The organism is Allomuricauda sp. NFXS6 (assembly GCF_040148835.1).
Classification (GTDB): Bacteria; Bacteroidota; Bacteroidia; order Flavobacteriales; family Flavobacteriaceae; genus Flagellimonas.
On sequence record NZ_JAGEMG010000003.1, the window covers coordinates 313402 to 331782 of the forward strand.

Genomic DNA, 18381 nt, shown 5'->3' on the forward strand with positions numbered 1-18381 from the left:
TCCGGTCTTTGGCTTCTTGGGTACAATGACCATTTATTTATCTTGCAGCAGTTAATGTGGAATTCAAACCATCAAGATATGTACAGAAATACGATCCAATACCTTGCGGCCCTGGTTGTTTTCGTTACCATCGGCTGTAACAATGGAAAAAATAGTGAGGATGGCACAAGGGCAGTTTCCCAGGAACAGCAAATGGATGTAAGGCAGAAATGGCATTGGGACAACAAAAATGGACAAAGTGATGCTGCAGGTTATGCCCAGGTAGTAAAAGTGGGGCCCACCATTTATGTTTCCGGGGTGCCGACCAGTGACTTATCCCCAGCGGGGGTTGCCCGGTTATACGGTACCCTTAGGGCCTGTTTGGAATCCTTTGGGGCCACACCGCAGGATGTGGTCAAGGAGACCTTGTACACCACGGATATAGAGGCCATGAAACTGCTCAACGATCATCGAAAGGAGTTTTATGAAGGGGATTTCCCCGCTGCCAGTTGGATGGAAGTGAGCCGATTGTACGAACCGACCGCAAAATTGGAAGTGGACTTGGTGGCCTATCTCCCTGCTACCGGGGAACGGAAATAACCCTATATGACATCGACAACCGCAGCAAAAAGAATCATGGAGCTTCAGGATAGAGATCTTGACCTCCGACAAAAGCTCTTGGAAAATGGGACGCTTTCCAGTGGGTATAATGAAGCTATGGAGGCACTTCACAATGATAATGCAAGGGAATTGGAGACCATCATGGAAGCGATCGGATATCCGAGCGTCCCAAAAGTGGGCAAGGAGGCCAATCAAGCGGCTTGGTTGATCGTCCAACACGCCATTGGTCTTCCAAGTTTTATGAAAAAATTCCTTCATCATTTGCAAAGGGAAGCCGAAAAAGATAAGGACCTGTCCATACAACTGGCCTATCTGACCGACAGGGTCAGGATGATGGAGGGCCAGGAACAATGGTACGGAACCCAGTTCGATTGGGACCAGGAGGGTTTGATGAGCCCGGCTCCATATGATAATCTGGATAAGGTCAATGCCAGGAGGCGGGACTTGGGACTGAACAGTTTGGAGGAACAGACCGAAGCAATGCGGCTACGTGTGAGGAGCGAAGGTCAAAGGGCGCCCAAGGATATGGAAGGCCATCGTCGGGAACAAAAGGCCTGGAGGGCAAAAGTGGGCTGGATCTAAGATCTCATTGGATGGTCTTACTTATCTGTGCCCTGGGAGTGGTCAGCGCCTGAAAACTCCCATCGTCCGATTCCTTTGATATTGACCTGGGCACCCAATCCCTGATAGAACGATATCGCAGCTTGGTTGTCCCGGTCAACTTCCCATTTTATGCTGGAAATGTTCCGTGCCATGGCCATTTTCCGTACATGGAGGATCAGTTGTTTTCCAATGCCCTTCCCGCGTTCTTTGGCGGTCACAAAGAGATCGTCCATATGAAGGAACGGACGGCCCGCCCAGATGGAATAGGAAATGGTATAGGTGAGGTAACCGACTGCCCTTCCCTTGTCCATGGCCAGCAACGCCCCGAAATCAGGTGGTTCCCTGAAGAGTGCTTTTGACAGTCGCTCGGGGGAGGTCTCCACGAAGCTTTCCAAATGCTGGTTTTTGGCCAAGTCTTGGATAAGGTGGTACAGCAGGCCCACCTCGTCACTTTGTACGGGTCTTATTTCCATGATTTGCTCAGTTGAAGGTCAAAGGGCACTGATCCGCTCAAAAAAGATATTGATGGCATAGGCCGAGCACAATAAAAGTACAGGTAGGTCAATATGGGGATATTCCTTCAAATCATCTATAAAAAAATCATGTTTGAACTTTCTCCAATTGTTCTTCCCCCTAAAGGTACAAAGGGTGTTCTTTGCAGCATCGCATAGGATGAACTTGGGATTGAACACCCCGGTGTTCTTTATGGTAAAGGTATTATGATGTGGATCGTCCGTGTGTCCCAGCTCAATGGTCATGGTGAGGTCGGCAGAAAACATTAATTGTCCGATGTTGTTACCATCCTTGATCAGATCTATGGTATTTTTGAAGATATGTACGGGTTTGAGCTCGATGGTGGAACCTTCCACCTGTATTCTTGCCTTTCCCATAAGCCAGTTCGTATAGTTCAATTGGCCCAATTCCTTTCCGTTGCCGCTGAGGGCATAGTCGCCTTTGCCCGATAGGGCGCTCAATTTCAATGGATTTGTCGTTGTCTGCTCCATGTTTGTTGTTTTTATAAGTTAAGGTTCTGTTTGTCGGGATACGGCGATTGTCCCGTTGCTGTGTTCCAGTAGCTTCAGGTCCAGTTGGAACAAATGGTCTTTGCTCCCCATATAGAGATGGTTCCCCATGGTCAACAGGGGGCCAAGGGCATCGGTAGTGTTCGGCGTTACTGCTTCGGTGGGCAATATCAGCTGCCCATTTTTGGCCCCGTGTTCCATATGGTAAAGTCCCTCACCGAGCAAGTGGGTAAAGTAGATGCCCGAATCGTTGACCGCCAGCCCCGTTCCCGCGGAGATTATATCCTTGCCACTGGTTATTTGGAAAAGTACCTCTGGCCGGTTCTCCATATTTCCGAGCTCGGTGCGCAGCAACCAACTACCTTTGTTGTCACCGGTATAAAAGGTCCTGAAAAAGTACAGTGCTCCCTTATAATGGACCATATGCTCCAATTCCTCAAAGGGCAGTTCGTGCAAAAGTCTGTCCGGGCCTCCGGTCACCATGTCCCTACTGTGGACCTTGGTGTCGAAGCCAAAACTGGATTCGGTCTCCAGGTAGATGAGTTCGTTCCCTCGCTTGGCCAGTGCCGCTTTGAAAAATGGCAGGTCTATTCCGCTGGGAACCATGTTTTTTGTTTCCAGGTCGATTGCCCTGAGTTCGGTCATAACCCAAAAAGGGGTATAATAGAGTTTTCCATCGATAACGGCGAGGTCCATTGGGCCGTCCGGATCTTCATGGATGAACTCAGGATTGGGATCATCCTGTGCCATGTCCAATCGGTACATGGCATCGGTGGCAATAAAATAGATCCATCCACCATCAAAGTCCAATCGATTGATCTGAAGGCCAGGCAGTGCAATGTCCGTAATCAGCTCTTTGTCGTCCGGCATGGGGGCTCGGGGTAGGCCATCATCCTCTGTGCCACAGGAGCAGAACAATAGGCCCATGAGGGCAATTTTGTACAAGATGGTATGCGTCTTGGGCTGGACTTTGTTCCTGAAACTTATTTTTGTATTTACTAAGATGTTCATTTCTAGGGGCTTTTGTGGTTTTTAGTTGAGATAAATGTACCCAAGAGCACCTTCTTTTGAATTAAGATATCTTAAGAAATGAACGAGCGCCCCGTTATTTTTATGAGCGGTAAAAATGGAGGGGCGGACGGTTCGATCCGCCCCTTAAAAGGTGGAATTTTAGCCGATGTGGTACATATCGTGGAAGGTTTTGGCCAATTTTTCGGGATTTTCCTTCCATTGGGCGTACATTCCCTGCCCCATATCATCCGGTACAATGTCCAATGTGCCCTGTTCGACCGCTTCGAGGATGCGGGGTGCGATACGATCGGGGGATGGCATTTCCCATTCGCTGCCCTTGTTCATATCGGTATCGATGGCTCCCGGGTTGACGGCATGCACCACGATGTCCCGATCCGCCAATTCGCACCTAACCGACAAGGTCGCCGAATACAGGGCGGCCTTCGCGGCGGAATATCCTGCAATGGAGGCCAATGGGGAATAGGCCACAATGGAGACGATGTTCACCAATATGCCCGGGGCGTTCCTGGTCAGGACAGGGGCAAAGGCCCGCATCATTTCCAGGGTGGAAAAATAGTTGGTTTCCATCATATGGCGGAACATTTCCATTTCTCCTTCCAAGATGTTCCCCGGTTCCAGGATACCGGCATTGTTGATCAGCACATTGGTGTCCACTGCCAAGGCGGCACAGTGGACCACTTGTTCGGTATTGGAGATGTCCAGGGCCATGGGAACGACCCTATTGTCCCCAAAGTCCGGGAGTTTGTCCATGTTTCTGGCGGCAGCATATATTTTTCTGGCGCCTTTTTCCAGGGAGGCCTTGACCAATGATTTTCCAATGCCACGGTTGGCACCGGTAATAAAGATTGTTTTGTCCTGTAAGGATTTCATATCGTATGATTTAAAATGAGCAACAAACCTAAGAGCGGCCATTTATCCGTAAAACCCAAAAGTTGCTGTTTATGGATATTCTTGGGGAAGGCGGGCACCGATATTAAGATGAATTAATCTCTTTTGATTGGATTTCAATTATTTTTGGAAGGAACGCTTGATGTTCCATGATAAGCACGGGACCTGTAATGCCATATACCTAATATATGTGATAGGTTTCCTTGGGCCGTACATTAAATCCATTAAATTGTTAAGATGAAAATAGCCGCTATTTATGATATCCATGGGAACCCTTTTGCTTTGGAAGCGGTCTTGAAGACCATTTCCGGACAGGGGGTCGATATGGTCCTTGTGGGAGGTGATGTGGTTGCCGGGCCGATGCCCAAGGAGACCCTTTCCCTATTGCGGGAAATGGAGGTTCCCATGTCCTATATCCGGGGCAATGCCGAGACCGATCTGTTACGGCATGCCAAAGGTGAGGAGGTCTTGGGACTGGGGCCCAGGGCAAAAGGGGAGGCCGTTTGGGCAGCGGACTGTTTGGATGCCAGGGACATTGCCTTTATCGAGTCCTGGGCCGAAACATTGGAGGTCAACTCCCCGGCGCTGGGCGATATCCTTTTTTGCCATGCCACTCCGGAGAACGATACGGATGTCTTTACCACATTGACCCCTGAGCACAAACTGGAACCCATTTTTGGAACGCTTGGGACATCCATGGTCATCTGTGGACATACCCATATGCAGTTTGACCGTAAGATTGCCGGGGTACGGGTGGTCAATGCGGGAAGTGTTGGGATGCGTTTTGGGGGAACCGGAGCGGATTGGCTGCTCTTGGACGATGATGTCCATTTGATGCATGCCCCTTATGACCTGGGGAGTGCGGCAGCACATATCACTGCTTTGGAGTATCCCAATGCCCGGGATTTTGCGACCAAGTATATATTGGCATCCCCCAGTGAGGAAGAGGCATTGCGTATGCTGTCGAGACTGGAAATGTAACCCTATGTTCCATACAGCAAGTTTTGGGTTGGCACCAATGGGCCCTATCGTTACTTTCGAAACATATCAATGCACCTATGGATATCAAGGACCCCATCAACTATGATCGTATTGCCAGGGCAATAGCCTATATTCGGGAGAACCACCGGCAGCAACCTACCTTGGCGGAGATTGCCGACGAGGTACACTTGAGCCCCTTTCATTTTCAAAGACTGTTTACCGATTGGGCCGGGGTGAGCCCTAAAAAGTTTTTGCAGTATACGAATTTACAGTATGCCAAATCCATTTTGAGGGAGAGCAGGGAAACCTTGTTCGAAACCGCCTATCGTACCGGTCTATCGGGAACCGGGCGTCTGCACGACCTGTTTATCAAGATCGAGGGGATGACCCCTGGGGAGTTCAAAAATGGCGGCAGCGACCTTACCATCAATTACGATGTCCCATACACACGCTTCGGAAAGCTACTGGTGGCATCGACATCCAAGGGAATATGCCATATGGCCTTTATCGATGATGTTAAGGATGGGTTTGAAGAGCTACGGGCACGTTTTCCCAATGCCGATTTCCATCCCCGTTCGGACGGGATACAGGCAGGGGCGGTAAAGTTGTTCCATCGGGACTGGTCCAATATTGATCAAATCAAGTTGCATTTAAAGGGGACGGACTTTCAATTAAAGGTATGGGAGACCCTCTTGGACATCCCGTTCGGCCATTTGGTGAGCTATGGTGATATTGCAATGAAAATGGGGGCTTCGGATGCTTCCCGTGCCGTGGGCAATGCTGTTGGCTTGAACCCAGTTGCATATCTTGTCCCATGCCACAGGGTCATTCGGTCGACCGGCCATCTCGGGGGATATCGTTGGGGCGAGACCCGTAAAGTGGCCCTAATGGGCTGGGAGGCTGCTATAGAGGGTAGATGATCATATTGCATTAATCATGAAAACCATTCACGGCTTGCAATTATGACGGTTTTGTCGACAACAGTTCCAGAAGGTTTTTTGGGGTATGTCCCGACCACCGCTTTACTTCCTTTATAAAATGGTTCTGGTCGTAGTACCCAAACCCGAATAAATCGTTCATCTGTCCCGTGATTTGGATCGATCGAAGGGCCATTCTGCACCGGACCATGGATTGTACGGTCTTGGGAGATAGGCCCGAATAACGCAGCGTGATACGCTGTAATTGCCTTTGGCTGATCTTGAGCTCTTTGGCCATGTCAAGGGCGTTGGCGGAAAAATGTTTTCCATGGGTCAATAGTTCCACAAACTGTCTCCAAAGCCTATGGCCCTTACCGTCCATTGGTCCTTTACTGAGATGGGCAAGTTGATCGCTGAGGCCCTTGCGAAAGGTATCCAAGGTGGTCTCGGCAAAATAGGCTGATAGCCATCCTGTCCTGGGAAGGATATCCTCCTGCGCAACAATATTGTTGGTCAAAAGGCCCATATCCGTTTTGAACACTGGGAGGGCGGCACCAAACTGAAAGGTGACGCCAAACGTTCTGTTTCCCTCGGGGTGGCCATAGGTCGCAAAATGGGTGCGCGGGCCAAGGACACGAGTATCGGTAATGGTCATCTTCCCTCGTAGGTCATCACTTACGGTATAGGGTTCCCCTAGGGTAAATACCCAGTTGACGTAAGGATAGGCGAACAGGTATTCCGTGATACCGCTTTTGCCCTCCCTATCCAGCATCCAGTAATGCCGTACCATGTGGCGCAAATGATGGGGCGGTTGGAACAATTGGTACATCTATTGGTTCAATTTTGATTTTGACTTGATCAGCTCTCCCAAGAGCTTTGTGTTTTTTACCTGCGTTTCCATGCCCAGCTCTTGCGCCATCCGATGGATCTCCAGGTTTAGGGTTTCAATCTCGGTTTCCTTGTGGTTTTGGATATCCTGCAGCGTCGATATGAATTGGCCATCGGACCGTTGACTAATGGCCAATACCTGTTCTTCTATATCCTTTGCATCGAGATCGATCCCCATGGCTTGTGAAATTACGATACATTCGGCAATGACCTCCCTTGCCAGCGCAAAAACTTCACTGTTTCTGTGGAAGATGCCATTGTCCACCTCCAATAAAGGGCATATGGAATTGAACACGCAGTTGGCCATCGTTTTTTTCCAAACGATCGGTTCGATATTTTCTACCTCGGAGAAACGGAACAACGGACTGTCTACCTCTGCTACCAAAGTCCGCAACAAAGGCGTTTTTTCCCTGACCGTGCCGATAGGGGAGGCGGAGACCGGACGGTAACGGACCTGGTTCCCGGAGAGGGTCTGGGCCGTTGCGAAAAGCACACAGCGGTACAGTTGGTCAAAGCCCGATTCGATGAATGGACGTTCCACCCCGAGACCATTCTGTAGTAGGATTATCGGAGTTTTTTGGGTCTTGTGCCATAACCTTTTGGCCAGTTCTTGGTTTCCGAAGGATTTGTTGGTCAACAGCACGATGCCCTCCATTTTTGGGATGGCCGAAAGGGTACTCACCTTGATATTTTCGCTGAGTTTCCTCTCACCTTCAAGGGCAAGGATGATTTCTTCGTAGCGGGTACTTCCATCATCCATGTTGCCACGTACCAGTTGTACCTCACAGCCCTTTCGTTTAAGGGAGACTGCCAGGGCCTTTCCAATGGCGCCGGCACCTATAATATGTATGTTCATGGTTCAATTTGTTTTTTGGGGTACCCAAGTATTTCAAGAGACGAAGATCGTTATTGGTCCAGTTGTCAAATAGTATAGGTTGGACATTTTTAAAAGGGCCAGCCTGTACTATCCATGGTAAGTTTTTTCATGGACATTTGATCAAAAAACAGCTATGGGCAAAAATGAGCGTATACCGGCCAACAATAATTCAAAGATAAGCAGGGAACCCTTTCCGGGTTCAAAAAAGCATTATATGGCCACTGCGCATGGCTATCGGGTTCCGTTCCGAAAAGTGGAGCAGGGAAGCACCAAAATCGATGGTAAAGGTCGTAAAAACCCTTCATTGTTGTTGTACGATACCAGTGGCCCCTATACCGATCCTTCCATAAAGATCGATCTGCTCCGGGGACTGCCAACGGCACGTCACTGGATCGCCACCGATGCGGCCCTTGAAGCCCTGGAAGGCCCGACTTCCGAGTTTGGAAAAAAAAGGATGGCTGACGGGTCATTGGATACGATTCGTTTCAGCGCGGGAAGATTACCATTGCGCAGTATCAAGGGAAAGGTACATACCCAGATGTACTATGCCAAAAAAGGCATTGTCACCCCTGAAATGGAATATGTGGCATTCCGTGAAAACCAATTGATGATGGAAAATGGCCAGCACCAGGGCCGTTCCTGGGGGGCTTCGATCCCCAAAAGAATCACTGCCGAGTTTGTCCGGGAGGAGGTGGCCCGGGGACGCGCCGTAATCCCCGCCAATATCAACCATCTGGAACTCGAGCCCATGATCATTGGACGGAATTTCAAGACCAAGATCAACGCCAATATAGGGAACTCCGCGGTGACCTCTTCCATTGAGGAGGAAGTGGAGAAGGCGGTATGGGCCAGTAGGTGGGGCGCTGATACGATCATGGACCTGTCCACAGGTGAAAATATCCATGAGACCCGGGAGTGGATCGTTCGCAACTGTCCGGTTCCCTTGGGTACCGTTCCCATCTACCAGGTATTGGAGAAGGTGGGAGGTGATCCAGAGGCCCTGAGCTGGGAACTCTTCCGGGATACCTTGATCGAACAGGCGGAACAGGGCGTGGATTATGTTACGATACATGCCGGCGTACTCTTGCGCTATGTCCCCATGACGGCATCCAGAGTGACCGGGATCGTTTCCCGTGGCGGAAGTATCATGGCCAAGTGGTGCCTGGCACATCATAGGGAAAACTTTATCTATGAACACTTTGGGGAACTCTGTGAGATCTTGAATCGTTATGATGTGACCATTTCCCTAGGGGACGGTCTGCGACCCGGTAGTATTGCCGACGCGAACGACCAGGCCCAATTTGCGGAACTGGAGACCTTGGGGGAATTGACCAAGATTGCCTGGGAGCATAATGTACAGGTGATCATCGAAGGACCGGGACATGTGCCCCTGCATATGATCAAAGAAAATGTGGACCGACAATTGGAACTCACCCATGAAGCCCCTTTTTACACCCTTGGGCCTTTGGTGACGGATATCGCTCCGGGATATGATCATATTACCAGTGCTATTGGTGCCGCGATGATTGGATGGTTTGGGACGGCCATGTTATGTTATGTCACGCCCAAGGAACATCTGGGGCTGCCGAACAAAGAAGATGTAAGGGAAGGCCTTGTTGCCTACAAAATTGCGGCCCATGCGGCCGACCTGGCCAAAGGGTTCCCGGGGGCACAGCATTGGGACGATAGCCTGAGCAGGGCCCGTTTCGAATTCCGCTGGGAAGATCAGTTCAATCTTGGCCTAGATCCCTATAGGGCAAGGGAGTACCACGATGAGACCCTGCCGGCGGAAGGAGCCAAATTGGCACATTTTTGCAGTATGTGCGGCCCGAAGTTCTGTTCGATGAAGATCACCGAGGAAATACGGGCCATGGCCCGAGAGAAAAACAAAGATGCCGGGGAGGTGCTGGAAGATGGCCTGGATAAAAAGGCCGGGGAGTTCAAGGAAAAAGGATCTTCCCTGTATCTATGAAGCTGCACAAGGTCATGGCCATTTCAGGCTTCGATCCCTCGGGCGGGGCGGGTATGCTGGCCGATATCCGGACTTTTCTGTCCTGTGGAGCCTATGGGTTCGGGGCCATGACCGCCCTGACAGTTCAAAATGAACGGGAGTTCCGTGGTCTGCAGTGGGTGACGACCGATCAAATCAAGAATCAGATCGACGTTGTTTTGGACCAACATGAAATTGGAGCGGTTAAGATAGGGGTGACGCGGGATCAAGGGGTACTGAGTGATTTGGTAGGTCATGTGCGAACCAGAATTCCCCATGTTATCCTGGTATGGGACCCCGTGTTCCGTACCTCCAGTGGCTTTGATTTTTGGAATGCTATCGATGTGGGCCGGTTGGCAGCTGTTTTGGATCATGTGGATGTGATAATGCCCAACCTGATGGAGTACGGACGTATTTGGGGCAAGGGCAAGTCCCTTGAGGGATTGGATATCGATACCAATATTGTTTTGAAATCCTTTAGGATGGTGGACGATATCGTTTATGATCGCCTTTTGTGGGAGCAACAGGTGCACGAAATAGGAAGTCCCGTCCTTGTGGATGCGGACAAGCACGGGACGGGCTGTGTCCTTTCGGCGGCCTTGACCGCCCATTTGGCCATGGGGCATGATCTATTGGAAAGCTATCTCAGGGCCAAGGAGCTACTGAACAGATTTATGAAAAGCAGCCCCAGCTTATTGGGGCATTTTAACTGAACCCATACCATGAAAGACCATACACTGATTTCCAGAATCCATTACATTACACAGGACATGCCCGACGTTTCCCATATGGAATTGGCCCTGGAGGCCTGTAGTGCCGGGGTAGATCTGGTGCAATTGCGATTGAAGGGCCGTAAGCGATCGGAAATGTTGGAAATGGCCTGGGAGGTCAAAAAGATATGTGCCTATTACGGGGCCACCTTTATCATCAACGATCATTTGGACATTGCCTTGAACGTGGATGCCGATGGTATCCATTTGGGCAATGGTGATACGGGTCACCAATTGGCCAGAAAGGTGCTGGGCCCGGAAAAAATCATCGGTGGGACGGCCTATACACAGCAAGAGGCATTGTGGCACAAGTCTCGTGGCATTGTGGACTATATTGGACTCGGTACCTTTAGAAAAACACGGACAAAACCTGAGATTACTGAATTTCTTTCCCTGGAAGAAATAGGTAGGTTGGTGGATCACATGGAGCGTATGGACGGCCCACGGATTCCGCTGTTGGTCATAGGGGGGGTCCGAATTGACGATATACCATCTTTACTGTCCGTTGGGGTGCATGGTATCGCCATTGCTTCTCTGATCAATGAGAGTCCAGACAAGGCCCGGACCTATGCCGATGTGCTCAGGGCATTTTCTTAGCAGGGCAGTTATAGGGTGGTAAGCTATAGCAGGTCGGTCAGATCCACGCCCAGGTCCACCAACTTGTTGTTGGAAATGGGATTTGATGCAATGAACTGTGCTATCAGTGCTTTTTTTATGGCCAGGTATTCGGCTTTTTCCTCCAATGCCTTCTTTAACGATTCCAAATGCATGGCCAGTTTGTCCAAGGAAAGATCAATGGGCATCCCGTGGGCTTGTTTTTCTTGGATGTCCTTGATTTCCATGACCAGGAATTCAAGCGTTCTGCTCAGCCCTTCTGCAGTCTTTTTTCTTCTTAACACAAGGTCGGCGCGGTAGAGGCCGTAAATGGCAATCGACTTCTCCCCCTTTTCATCGAGTGCCTTCACCTCTCCGTTGGGAAGGAAATCCAAGTGCTGTTCCGGATCGTCGGAACAGGGATTGATCAATTGCACAAAAGGATTCTCAAGCGCGATATCCTGATTATGGTTTCGTAAACGCTTGCTCTCGTCCGAAATAGGAAAAAAGTTGGCCTTGCCCATAAGGACTTCATCGGTCGTGGAATTGATGAGCAGGCGGTTCGGCCTATTACAATTGATACAGGACAATAAAAGGTTGTTCCATGATGCGCCCAACCAATAGTATCCGGGAATCAGGGAGTTGCCCTGATCGGTGACCACTTTGGCCTTGGGGCGAAAATGCTCGACGTCCCCTGGCTCGATATGGGCAATATAGCTTTCGCAATACGCACATTTGCTATGGAAGACCTCCTTAAGTACCTCTTTGGTGTCCTTATGGGAATAGGCCTCATATTTGATGGACTTTTCATCGGTCAATTTTTGGTTGTTCTTGAATTTGGTAGGGTCTCCATAATAGGCTATGGCTTTTTGCAGGTCCCTATTGGCCAAAGTGGTCTTTTTGCCGTCAAGGCCTTTCCACCTGTTGTGCTTGTACACGGAGATGTTCGGATCGGAAGTGCTTTTTGAAATCGAAATCATCGTTCAGTGTATTATTTTTTGTTCCAAATGGATGTAATGGTTTTCTTGAGCGCTTCCTGTCCCTCGGGATTGGCTATCCAACCTACGTCCAGGCTGCTATGGGAAACATCCAGATTGTCCCGCTCATCGATCATATTGATGCCTTCAAGGGAACTGCGGAGTTCCTGAAATTGCAATTCCTCGCTAGCATTACGTTCTCTTTTGGAATTAAGCAGGTAATATCTGTTCAATTGCAGTTCCACTTCAGGATCGAAGGAGGTGATCAGCCCAAAGAACTTGGAAGTGATCAGTTGTTCGACCGTAAGGGATTTTGGGGAGGGCAGGTCGGTGATGCCGATCACCTCATCCAAATCATCGAACTTCATTAGGACGACCTCCCCTTGATTGACCCCTCTCAGGCAGAGCGGCTCATGGGTGCTCACCACAAAGTTCAATGCGGGAAAGACCTCTCGCAAGGATGAAATGATCTGCATTTTCCACTTGGGATGGAGGTGGGTGCCGATTTCATCGATGACCACGATGCCTTCCGCAATGGTAAAGTCCTTCCAGGTTTGCAGAAGTTCCTTCATAATATTGAGGGTCAAAACAAAGATGGATTGATAGCCTGCACTGAGTTCCCTTAGGCCAAATCCCGTCATGTTGGGCTTGATCTTGATGTAAAGACGGTATTCCCCATTACTGTTTTTTCTGCGATAGATCAATTTGTCCTCCGGTAGCTGCAAGAGTTTTTTGAGCGCAATAGCAATTTTATCGAAAAGCTCCACATCAATGTTCCTAGGGTTGCCCAACCAATTTTCAATGTTCGGCAAGGGGGCAAAGGGATCAAAGAGGTTCTTGAGGTTCGTAATGTTGTTGGTTCCCTCCAGTTCGCGCAGTTTGGACATTAACCGCGTAGACCCAAAGGGCAGCAGGGCCATTTTTGGTTCTTGGAAATTTGAACGGAACCGTTCGGAGCCTTTGCTGAAATGGAGATCGATGCTTTCCTTTAGTCCTTCCAGGTATATCTTGACATGGCCCTTTGTTTCCCTTTTGGCATTCCGGTTTACAAAATCCCCAGCATTGAGTCCTAGGGCATTGGCTTTTTTTTCCCCGCCCAAGGTCAGTGCAATGGCCTGGATGACCGAACTTTTTCCGGACCCGTTCTCACCCAACAGTACCATCCAAGGCTCTTCTTTTTCGGTGGGCGTGGTAAATTCCAGGACCAGGTTGCGAATGATCTTGAAATTTTTGATCTCTATTTTTTGGATTCTTTTGGCAGAACCGAAATAGGCTTCTTTTTGAGGGGTGGAATCCAGTTCGTTCAAGGAATAAAAAAGTTCTTCCTGTTCAGGTTTGAAACGTTTTTCAAATCCTTTGAACAAACGATTGGGCAGGTCAAAATCCTTAATGTATTGTCCAATCAACTGCCTCAGTTCACCGGTGGCATTCAGTAACTTGGATTTCCATGCGTTGTCCAGTGGGGTATTTCCAATATACTGCAGCACAGCAAAGGAATAGGGGCTTTCGGGCCGGATCATTTGATATATGTTGTCCAGGGCCTCCTGGTATATGTCATCGTTGGTATCCTCATTGCCGATCAAGGTCAGTAGCCTGATGGCCTGCTCGATTTTGTCCCTCCGTGCGACTATCAAGCCCTTTCGGTTCAATTTGAAAACTTCTATGGTCACCTCGCCTTTCTGGGTCAAGGGGATGACCTCACCGGACTCATCGATGGTAAAATGGGAGGTGGCAAAATCCTTTTTGTTACAGGGATCCATGAGAAGGGTAGCTTCCTTTTCAAGGTCGGCACCATATGCAGTCCTTTTTCCATCGACCGGAAACCTGGTTCGTTTCGCATGGTTGCAGGCCCTGCAACTGGCATAGAGATTGTCCCATTCATAGGCCAGCCACCAATAGTGGTTTTCATCGACAGAGCCATCGAGATCCATGGCCTTGCTCTTTGGACGGAACTGATCCACATCAAAGGGCGCGGTTATGTTCAAGGGACTCTCACAATAGGCACATTTTCCATGGAACAATTGGTCCAGGGCATCCTTGACCTCCTTGTCCTGTTGAAATCTGTTGTTGAATCGATAGGCCATTTGTTTGCGGTCTGTTTTGGAACCTGTAAAGAATTGGGCCATCCGCTCTTTTTCATCAAAAACCCTGGGAGAGTTTAGGATGGAAGGGGCATGTACGCTCTTTCGGTCTACATAGATCATGGCTGTCGGTGTTTTAAATAATGATGCGGATTGGTCCTCGCGATCAGATCGAATTCGGCATCGCACAGTTCGGCGTCGCTCGATACGAACAGCCCTTTTTCCGAGCTGTGGTTTCTGACCACGTAGAAATCGGTCCCGAACAGAACGCGGTCCCGCAGTTTCCCGTACCTTGGCTTCAAGGTCTCCCGAAGCAATGGAAATATCTCCCTGTTGTAAAGGATATAGCTAATATCGGCATAAACATTTGGATATTGCATCATCATACTGCTGATCAGACTGTACCAGTCCACATATTTCCAGAGTTGGGCCAAATGGTTATAATTGATCTTTCCGGTGTCTTCGACAAACTTGATGAACTCAATGCCGGTCCCCGGGTTTTTGATCACCTGTTGGCTATAGGCGTACCTATCCTTCTCTAGGTATTTGTTCCATTGGTCTTCCCCGCCATAGTGGGCCAGACAGAATTTGAGCTCCGAAAGATCTCGTTCCATCGGTGCATTTTCTCCCTTGAACCCGAAAATCTCATTGAGGCCTGCGTCGTTGTACCGTGCTATCAAGATTCTGAGGAAGGGCTCCTCCAAAAGACAGAGGAAGTTCATGGGATGGGTGAAGTTCCGTTGGAAATCCACATTTTTGGTTTCGGGCAGCAATAATGCCTTGTCCGTTTGTTCGTCCCTGAACACCCAATGTTCGTCCCATTCCTTTTTTTTGTTGCCGCGATAGAAAATGGTGCCCTTGATGCAATGGCTCATAATCGGGATTTGGTTGTCCGCGGCATACTTCCAGAGGGGCAACAGTTCTTTTTCAAAGGGATAGTAGCCTAGGGCGGGGTAGATCTTGAACCCGCTGAACCCGAATTCCTCAATGTAGGTCTTGATCACACAGGGTTTGAGGACAATCTGTCCATTATCCCAGCTGTAATCAAAAAAGGGCAGCCCATCATTATTTTTCTTGTTTTCTCTGATACGCCGGGGATCCACAAAGACAAAGGGATAGATCTTGGTTCCCTGATCGGCATAATGCTTTGAGTCCTTGATCTTTCGAAGGCCCTCCAATTGTTTGTAATAGTGTTCCTTGCAGTTTCCGGCATCCATATAGGCCATGTCCATGGGCAGTAGGATAAAGCCCGATCCCTGGGGATACTGATCTTTCATCCTTGAAAAAATATCGGTCTGATGCTTATAAACGGCATATTTAGCGATCAGAAGATAGCGCTCCAAGAGTTTTTGGGTCTCCTTTCCGGGCAGGAGTTTTAAGAATTTAAAAAGTTTTTTGAATAGGAAAAGGATAAGGTTCCTGCCCGATTTGACGAACACGAACACAAAAAGAGCGATAACCGCCTTGACCGCCCAAGTGGCCCTTTTGGGAAAAAGGTAATGCTCGGTGGCCCATTGTCGAATATCTTCGATGATCCTGCCCAGGGACGTGCCTTGACCAGAATTGTCGGTGAGCGCAAGAATCAGGTCATAGAGAAAATAAAAGGTCAATAGGGTGAGCCAAGCGCCTACGATCATGGACACTAACCATAATAAGGTATTGCGACGAATAGTGACCATGACGTAATAGAAGGTTCTCTTGAGGTTCCGGTTCCAGTTTTGATAACGGAGCTTGCCAAACTTGTTGAAGAATTTGTACAGGCCGATGACCAGGGATAGATGGACAAGGTAATAGAGGGGAGCGGGAATAAACTGTTTTCCCAACAACGGGGGAACATGTTCTGAGGTGAATACATGCGCATGCGCATTGATGATGGGGCGTTTTTTTTGGGATTCAGTTACCATTGTCGTCTTTTTTGAATTTGTTCACAAATGAGGTCAGATTGGTGGCATAGCCCACCATGATCTGTGGAAATATCCTGTTGTTGCCATGGTTGTAGTGTCCGCCCATCCGTACGAACACGCCGGACTTGCTGTTGTCAGGGCTGACCAGGGAATAGAGGTTGGCCATAACCTTTAGGTTGCGGGAATTGTTGTTGGTGACTAGATCGATGTTGTTATCGTTGGTGCCGGTGGCCCCAAACCAGTTCAGCCCTACGGTAAGATCGATCCCTATCGTGGACTGTGGCCGTATCTCAAAATTGAGTTCCGCTTCCTGGCCAATGGAGTAGATCTGAAAATCGGCCGTTTCCAAGGTATTGGTCGGAGTGCCGTCCGTTTCGGTCGACTGGACCAAAAAATCATAGGATGCGCGTGTCCTCAAAAACCTGAGCCCGTAGCGAGCATGGATAAAGGTGGAAGCACCCTTCCATTCAAAGCTTATCGGGGTCACCTGTAGGCCTGCATCCACATTGTTGCTGCCCAAGAGATTGAAATTGTCCGTTTCAAAGGACTGTTCTCCTTGTTGATATTCTCCCAGTTCCACACTGCGGGAATTGTCTTCAAAGCCCCCTACCAGATTGACCGATACATAGGCGGAGATATTGTCCAAAAGCGTTATTTTTTTGAAGCTTCTCAGGTTCATGGGTACCCGGATCCGTCCTTCCGCCACGATAAATCCATTGGCATTGTTGGAGTTTAGTCCCAAAAAATCGGAAAAGAATACCCCTGTAAAATAATCCCCGATATTGCGCTCCTTGATCTTGACCGTGTCACCTGGTACCAGTTTCACGTTTCCGTTCCTTACGGCATAATTGTGACGGTCATAGGGAATATAGTCCAGGGCATCATCGTAGAGAAATGTGAACACCTGTCTATCCCTGGAAGAGACCTGGTTGCTCTGGTCTTTATAGTTGAGGTCCCTTAAGGATAGGCTCCAGGAATTGTTGATCAGCACCCGGTTATGATCGGGCTCTCCTTCCAAATGACCTGTGATGGCGATCTTGTTGGCCCTGTTGTTGAAAAAATGAACCGTGGCAAAGTCAACGATGAAACTCTTGGGAGGCAGACTTTCTTCATCCTTGATCCTGATATCAAACTTTTTTTGGACCACCAATTGGCCACTGTACTTGGTCTTTTGGTTTTCCAGGGCCTCCACGGTGGCACTGAGTTCCTTTTGGAGCTCTCGATTTTCATCGCGCAGCTGCTCATTGGCCAGCTCTTTTTGAAGCATTTCGTAGAGTTGTCGGATCGTTTGGTCGTTCAGTGGATTACCGGTCTGGAACTGGTCATGCTGTTGGTATACCTTTCTCGTAAATTCATCGGCAGGGATGCCCGTACGGAAAGGGCCATATTTGGGACAGGTTCCCATGTCGGATTCCTTACAGGCCTCCACAAAGAACCGTTCCCCTTGCTTGAGATAGCGAAATACAAAGGGGGCCTGCAGAGTGTCCCCCATCGGGATCATGGACTCCGTAGCCAAATGGACATAGGCCTTGCTTTTCTTGATTTTGGCAGCGTAAAAATCGGCCAGTTGTTCCCGGTATTTCTCATGGATTTTTTTGTGGGCCCTTTTGAGGATAGCGGGGGCATGGTCCTTCAATTTTTGTCTTACGGCATTGGTCAAAAGGTCATTGACCGCCTCGGTGTCCGTACCGTTGGCGGTATCCATTTCAAGGACAAAGGGTTCAAAATAGGTCGTCTTGCCCATGGAGGAAACCAGATAGGTACTGTCCCCTTGGACGTCGACCAGAAAATAGTTCCCCGGATCCTCCCCTTGAATGCGCATGGTGTCCTTCTTGGTATCCCTATCCAATAGACCCTTAGTGGAAACCTGTAGTTCCAAGCTGTCAATAAGGATCGATATTTCCGATGTGTTATTGGATAGTGCCTTGATCTGGGAAAGTTCCAGTTCCCGGCCCATGACGCTGAATGTTTGTTTGGCAAAGTAGTCGTCGGTGAATCTTCGTACGGTTTCCGAGCGCTCATAGTCCTCTTCGGATTCCAGCGCACGGAGCGCGCAACTGAAACTATGGTTTTCCTGATGGGCACAAATGCCGAATTGTTTGTTGACCGTTTGATATTGATAGGAATAGCTTTTCCCTTCAAGTTCGAAAGTGACCCGTTCCTGGGCCCTTGCCAAGGTGAGTCCCAATACGGCGAGCATACAAGTGATTCTGAATCTCATCTGTAGTTTGGTTTAAATTGAATCGATGTTGGGGGA

17 protein-coding genes are annotated in these 18381 nt (G+C 49.0%); 7 read left to right on the forward strand and 10 right to left on the reverse strand.

What is annotated here, in order from left to right:
* Positions 1 to 78: 78 nt before the first annotated feature.
* A complete protein-coding gene (locus J4E06_RS06945) occupies positions 79 to 579 on the forward strand; it encodes a RidA family protein (RefSeq protein ID WP_349523306.1) in 501 nt (166 codons plus the stop codon).
* 6 nt (positions 580 to 585) lie between these two features.
* Positions 586 to 1182, forward strand: a complete 597-nt coding sequence (locus tag J4E06_RS06950; RefSeq protein ID WP_349523307.1) for a DUF6624 domain-containing protein — start codon at positions 586 to 588, stop codon at positions 1180 to 1182.
* A gap of 17 nt (positions 1183 to 1199) precedes the next feature.
* On the opposite strand, the gene J4E06_RS06955 is transcribed toward J4E06_RS06950, so the two are convergent.
* From J4E06_RS06955 to J4E06_RS06970, 4 genes are all read right to left on the reverse strand, one after another.
* Positions 1200 to 1676, reverse strand: coding sequence for a GNAT family N-acetyltransferase (locus J4E06_RS06955; protein WP_349523308.1), 477 nt, complete (start codon positions 1674 to 1676; stop codon positions 1200 to 1202).
* 18 nt (positions 1677 to 1694) lie between these two features.
* Positions 1695 to 2207 (reverse strand): hypothetical protein, encoded by a 513-nt coding sequence (locus J4E06_RS06960; RefSeq protein WP_349523309.1) that lies wholly within the window; start codon positions 2205 to 2207, stop codon positions 1695 to 1697.
* Between the two features lie 18 nt (positions 2208 to 2225).
* A complete protein-coding gene (locus tag J4E06_RS06965; protein ID WP_349523310.1) occupies positions 2226 to 3236 on the reverse strand; it encodes a hypothetical protein in 1011 nt (336 codons plus the stop codon).
* Between the two features lie 159 nt (positions 3237 to 3395).
* Positions 3396 to 4127, reverse strand: a complete 732-nt coding sequence (locus J4E06_RS06970; RefSeq protein WP_349523311.1) for an SDR family oxidoreductase — start codon at positions 4125 to 4127, stop codon at positions 3396 to 3398.
* Between the two features lie 255 nt (positions 4128 to 4382).
* Between J4E06_RS06970 and J4E06_RS06975 the strand changes: the two genes are divergently transcribed.
* Both J4E06_RS06975 and J4E06_RS06980 read left to right on the forward strand, forming a co-directional pair.
* The gene (locus J4E06_RS06975; RefSeq protein ID WP_349523312.1) at positions 4383 to 5126 is read left to right on the forward strand and encodes a metallophosphoesterase family protein; all 744 of its coding nucleotides are present in this window, start codon (positions 4383 to 4385) and stop codon (positions 5124 to 5126) included.
* A gap of 77 nt (positions 5127 to 5203) precedes the next feature.
* Positions 5204 to 6046 (forward strand): bifunctional transcriptional activator/DNA repair enzyme AdaA, encoded by an 843-nt coding sequence (locus J4E06_RS06980; RefSeq protein WP_349523313.1) that lies wholly within the window; start codon positions 5204 to 5206, stop codon positions 6044 to 6046.
* Between the two features lie 40 nt (positions 6047 to 6086).
* Here the strand turns inward: J4E06_RS06980 and J4E06_RS06985 are convergent, their stop codons facing one another.
* Complete coding sequence (locus tag J4E06_RS06985) at positions 6087 to 6872, reverse strand: DUF6597 domain-containing transcriptional factor (RefSeq protein ID WP_349523314.1); 786 nt, start codon at positions 6870 to 6872, stop codon at positions 6087 to 6089.
* Positions 6873 to 7787, reverse strand: a complete 915-nt coding sequence (locus J4E06_RS06990; RefSeq protein WP_349523315.1) for a ketopantoate reductase family protein — start codon at positions 7785 to 7787, stop codon at positions 6873 to 6875.
* Between the two features lie 154 nt (positions 7788 to 7941).
* On the opposite strand from J4E06_RS06990, the gene thiC reads away from it, so the two are divergent.
* From thiC to thiE, 3 genes are read left to right on the forward strand one after another with little or no spacing between them, the layout of a single operon-like run.
* Entirely contained in the window at positions 7942 to 9780 is a 1839-nt protein-coding gene (gene thiC, locus J4E06_RS06995) for a phosphomethylpyrimidine synthase ThiC (protein ID WP_349523316.1), read from the forward strand.
* Positions 9777 to 10511: a hydroxymethylpyrimidine/phosphomethylpyrimidine kinase gene (locus tag J4E06_RS07000; protein WP_349523317.1), complete on the forward strand. Its 735-nt coding sequence runs from the start codon at positions 9777 to 9779 to the stop codon at positions 10509 to 10511. Before thiC ends, J4E06_RS07000 begins: the two co-directional genes overlap by 4 nt.
* Before the next feature lie 9 nt (positions 10512 to 10520).
* The gene (thiE, locus tag J4E06_RS07005) at positions 10521 to 11165 is read left to right on the forward strand and encodes a thiamine phosphate synthase (protein WP_349523318.1); all 645 of its coding nucleotides are present in this window, start codon (positions 10521 to 10523) and stop codon (positions 11163 to 11165) included.
* Between the two features lie 23 nt (positions 11166 to 11188).
* On the opposite strand, the gene J4E06_RS07010 is transcribed toward thiE, so the two are convergent.
* Genes J4E06_RS07010 through J4E06_RS07025 form a run of 4 tightly spaced genes read right to left on the reverse strand, consistent with a single transcriptional unit; the run spans position 11189 to position 18345 of the window.
* Complete coding sequence (locus tag J4E06_RS07010; protein WP_349523319.1) at positions 11189 to 12142, reverse strand: HNH endonuclease family protein; 954 nt, start codon at positions 12140 to 12142, stop codon at positions 11189 to 11191.
* A gap of 11 nt (positions 12143 to 12153) precedes the next feature.
* A complete protein-coding gene (locus J4E06_RS07015) occupies positions 12154 to 14343 on the reverse strand; it encodes an AAA family ATPase (protein ID WP_349523320.1) in 2190 nt (729 codons plus the stop codon).
* Positions 14340 to 16124 (reverse strand): hypothetical protein, encoded by a 1785-nt coding sequence (locus tag J4E06_RS07020; RefSeq protein ID WP_349523321.1) that lies wholly within the window; start codon positions 16122 to 16124, stop codon positions 14340 to 14342. The genes J4E06_RS07015 and J4E06_RS07020 overlap by 4 nt, the downstream gene beginning before the upstream one ends.
* The gene (locus tag J4E06_RS07025; RefSeq protein ID WP_349523322.1) at positions 16114 to 18345 is read right to left on the reverse strand and encodes a hypothetical protein; all 2232 of its coding nucleotides are present in this window, start codon (positions 18343 to 18345) and stop codon (positions 16114 to 16116) included. Before J4E06_RS07025 ends, J4E06_RS07020 begins: the two co-directional genes overlap by 11 nt.
* Between the last annotated feature and the right edge of the window lie 36 nt (positions 18346 to 18381).

Coding starts and splice junctions, on each gene's coding strand:
- J4E06_RS06945 (WP_349523306.1), top strand. CDS start 79: ATGTACAGAAATACGATCCAATACCTTGCGGCCCTGGTTGTTTTCGTT.
- J4E06_RS06950 (WP_349523307.1), top strand. CDS start 586: ATGACATCGACAACCGCAGCAAAAAGAATCATGGAGCTTCAGGATAGA.
- J4E06_RS06955 (WP_349523308.1), bottom strand. CDS start 1,676: ATGGAAATAAGACCCGTACAAAGTGACGAGGTGGGCCTGCTGTACCAC.
- J4E06_RS06960 (WP_349523309.1), bottom strand. CDS start 2,207: ATGGAGCAGACAACGACAAATCCATTGAAATTGAGCGCCCTATCGGGC.
- J4E06_RS06965 (WP_349523310.1), bottom strand. CDS start 3,236: ATGAACATCTTAGTAAATACAAAAATAAGTTTCAGGAACAAAGTCCAG.
- J4E06_RS06970 (WP_349523311.1), bottom strand. CDS start 4,127: ATGAAATCCTTACAGGACAAAACAATCTTTATTACCGGTGCCAACCGT.
- J4E06_RS06975 (WP_349523312.1), top strand. CDS start 4,383: ATGAAAATAGCCGCTATTTATGATATCCATGGGAACCCTTTTGCTTTG.
- J4E06_RS06980 (WP_349523313.1), top strand. CDS start 5,204: ATGGATATCAAGGACCCCATCAACTATGATCGTATTGCCAGGGCAATA.
- J4E06_RS06985 (WP_349523314.1), bottom strand. CDS start 6,872: ATGTACCAATTGTTCCAACCGCCCCATCATTTGCGCCACATGGTACGG.
- J4E06_RS06990 (WP_349523315.1), bottom strand. CDS start 7,787: ATGAACATACATATTATAGGTGCCGGCGCCATTGGAAAGGCCCTGGCA.
- thiC (WP_349523316.1), top strand. CDS start 7,942: ATGGGCAAAAATGAGCGTATACCGGCCAACAATAATTCAAAGATAAGC.
- J4E06_RS07000 (WP_349523317.1), top strand. CDS start 9,777: ATGAAGCTGCACAAGGTCATGGCCATTTCAGGCTTCGATCCCTCGGGC.
- thiE (WP_349523318.1), top strand. CDS start 10,521: ATGAAAGACCATACACTGATTTCCAGAATCCATTACATTACACAGGAC.
- J4E06_RS07010 (WP_349523319.1), bottom strand. CDS start 12,142: ATGATTTCGATTTCAAAAAGCACTTCCGATCCGAACATCTCCGTGTAC.
- J4E06_RS07015 (WP_349523320.1), bottom strand. CDS start 14,343: ATGATCTATGTAGACCGAAAGAGCGTACATGCCCCTTCCATCCTAAAC.
- J4E06_RS07020 (WP_349523321.1), bottom strand. CDS start 16,124: ATGGTAACTGAATCCCAAAAAAAACGCCCCATCATCAATGCGCATGCG.
- J4E06_RS07025 (WP_349523322.1), bottom strand. CDS start 18,345: ATGAGATTCAGAATCACTTGTATGCTCGCCGTATTGGGACTCACCTTG.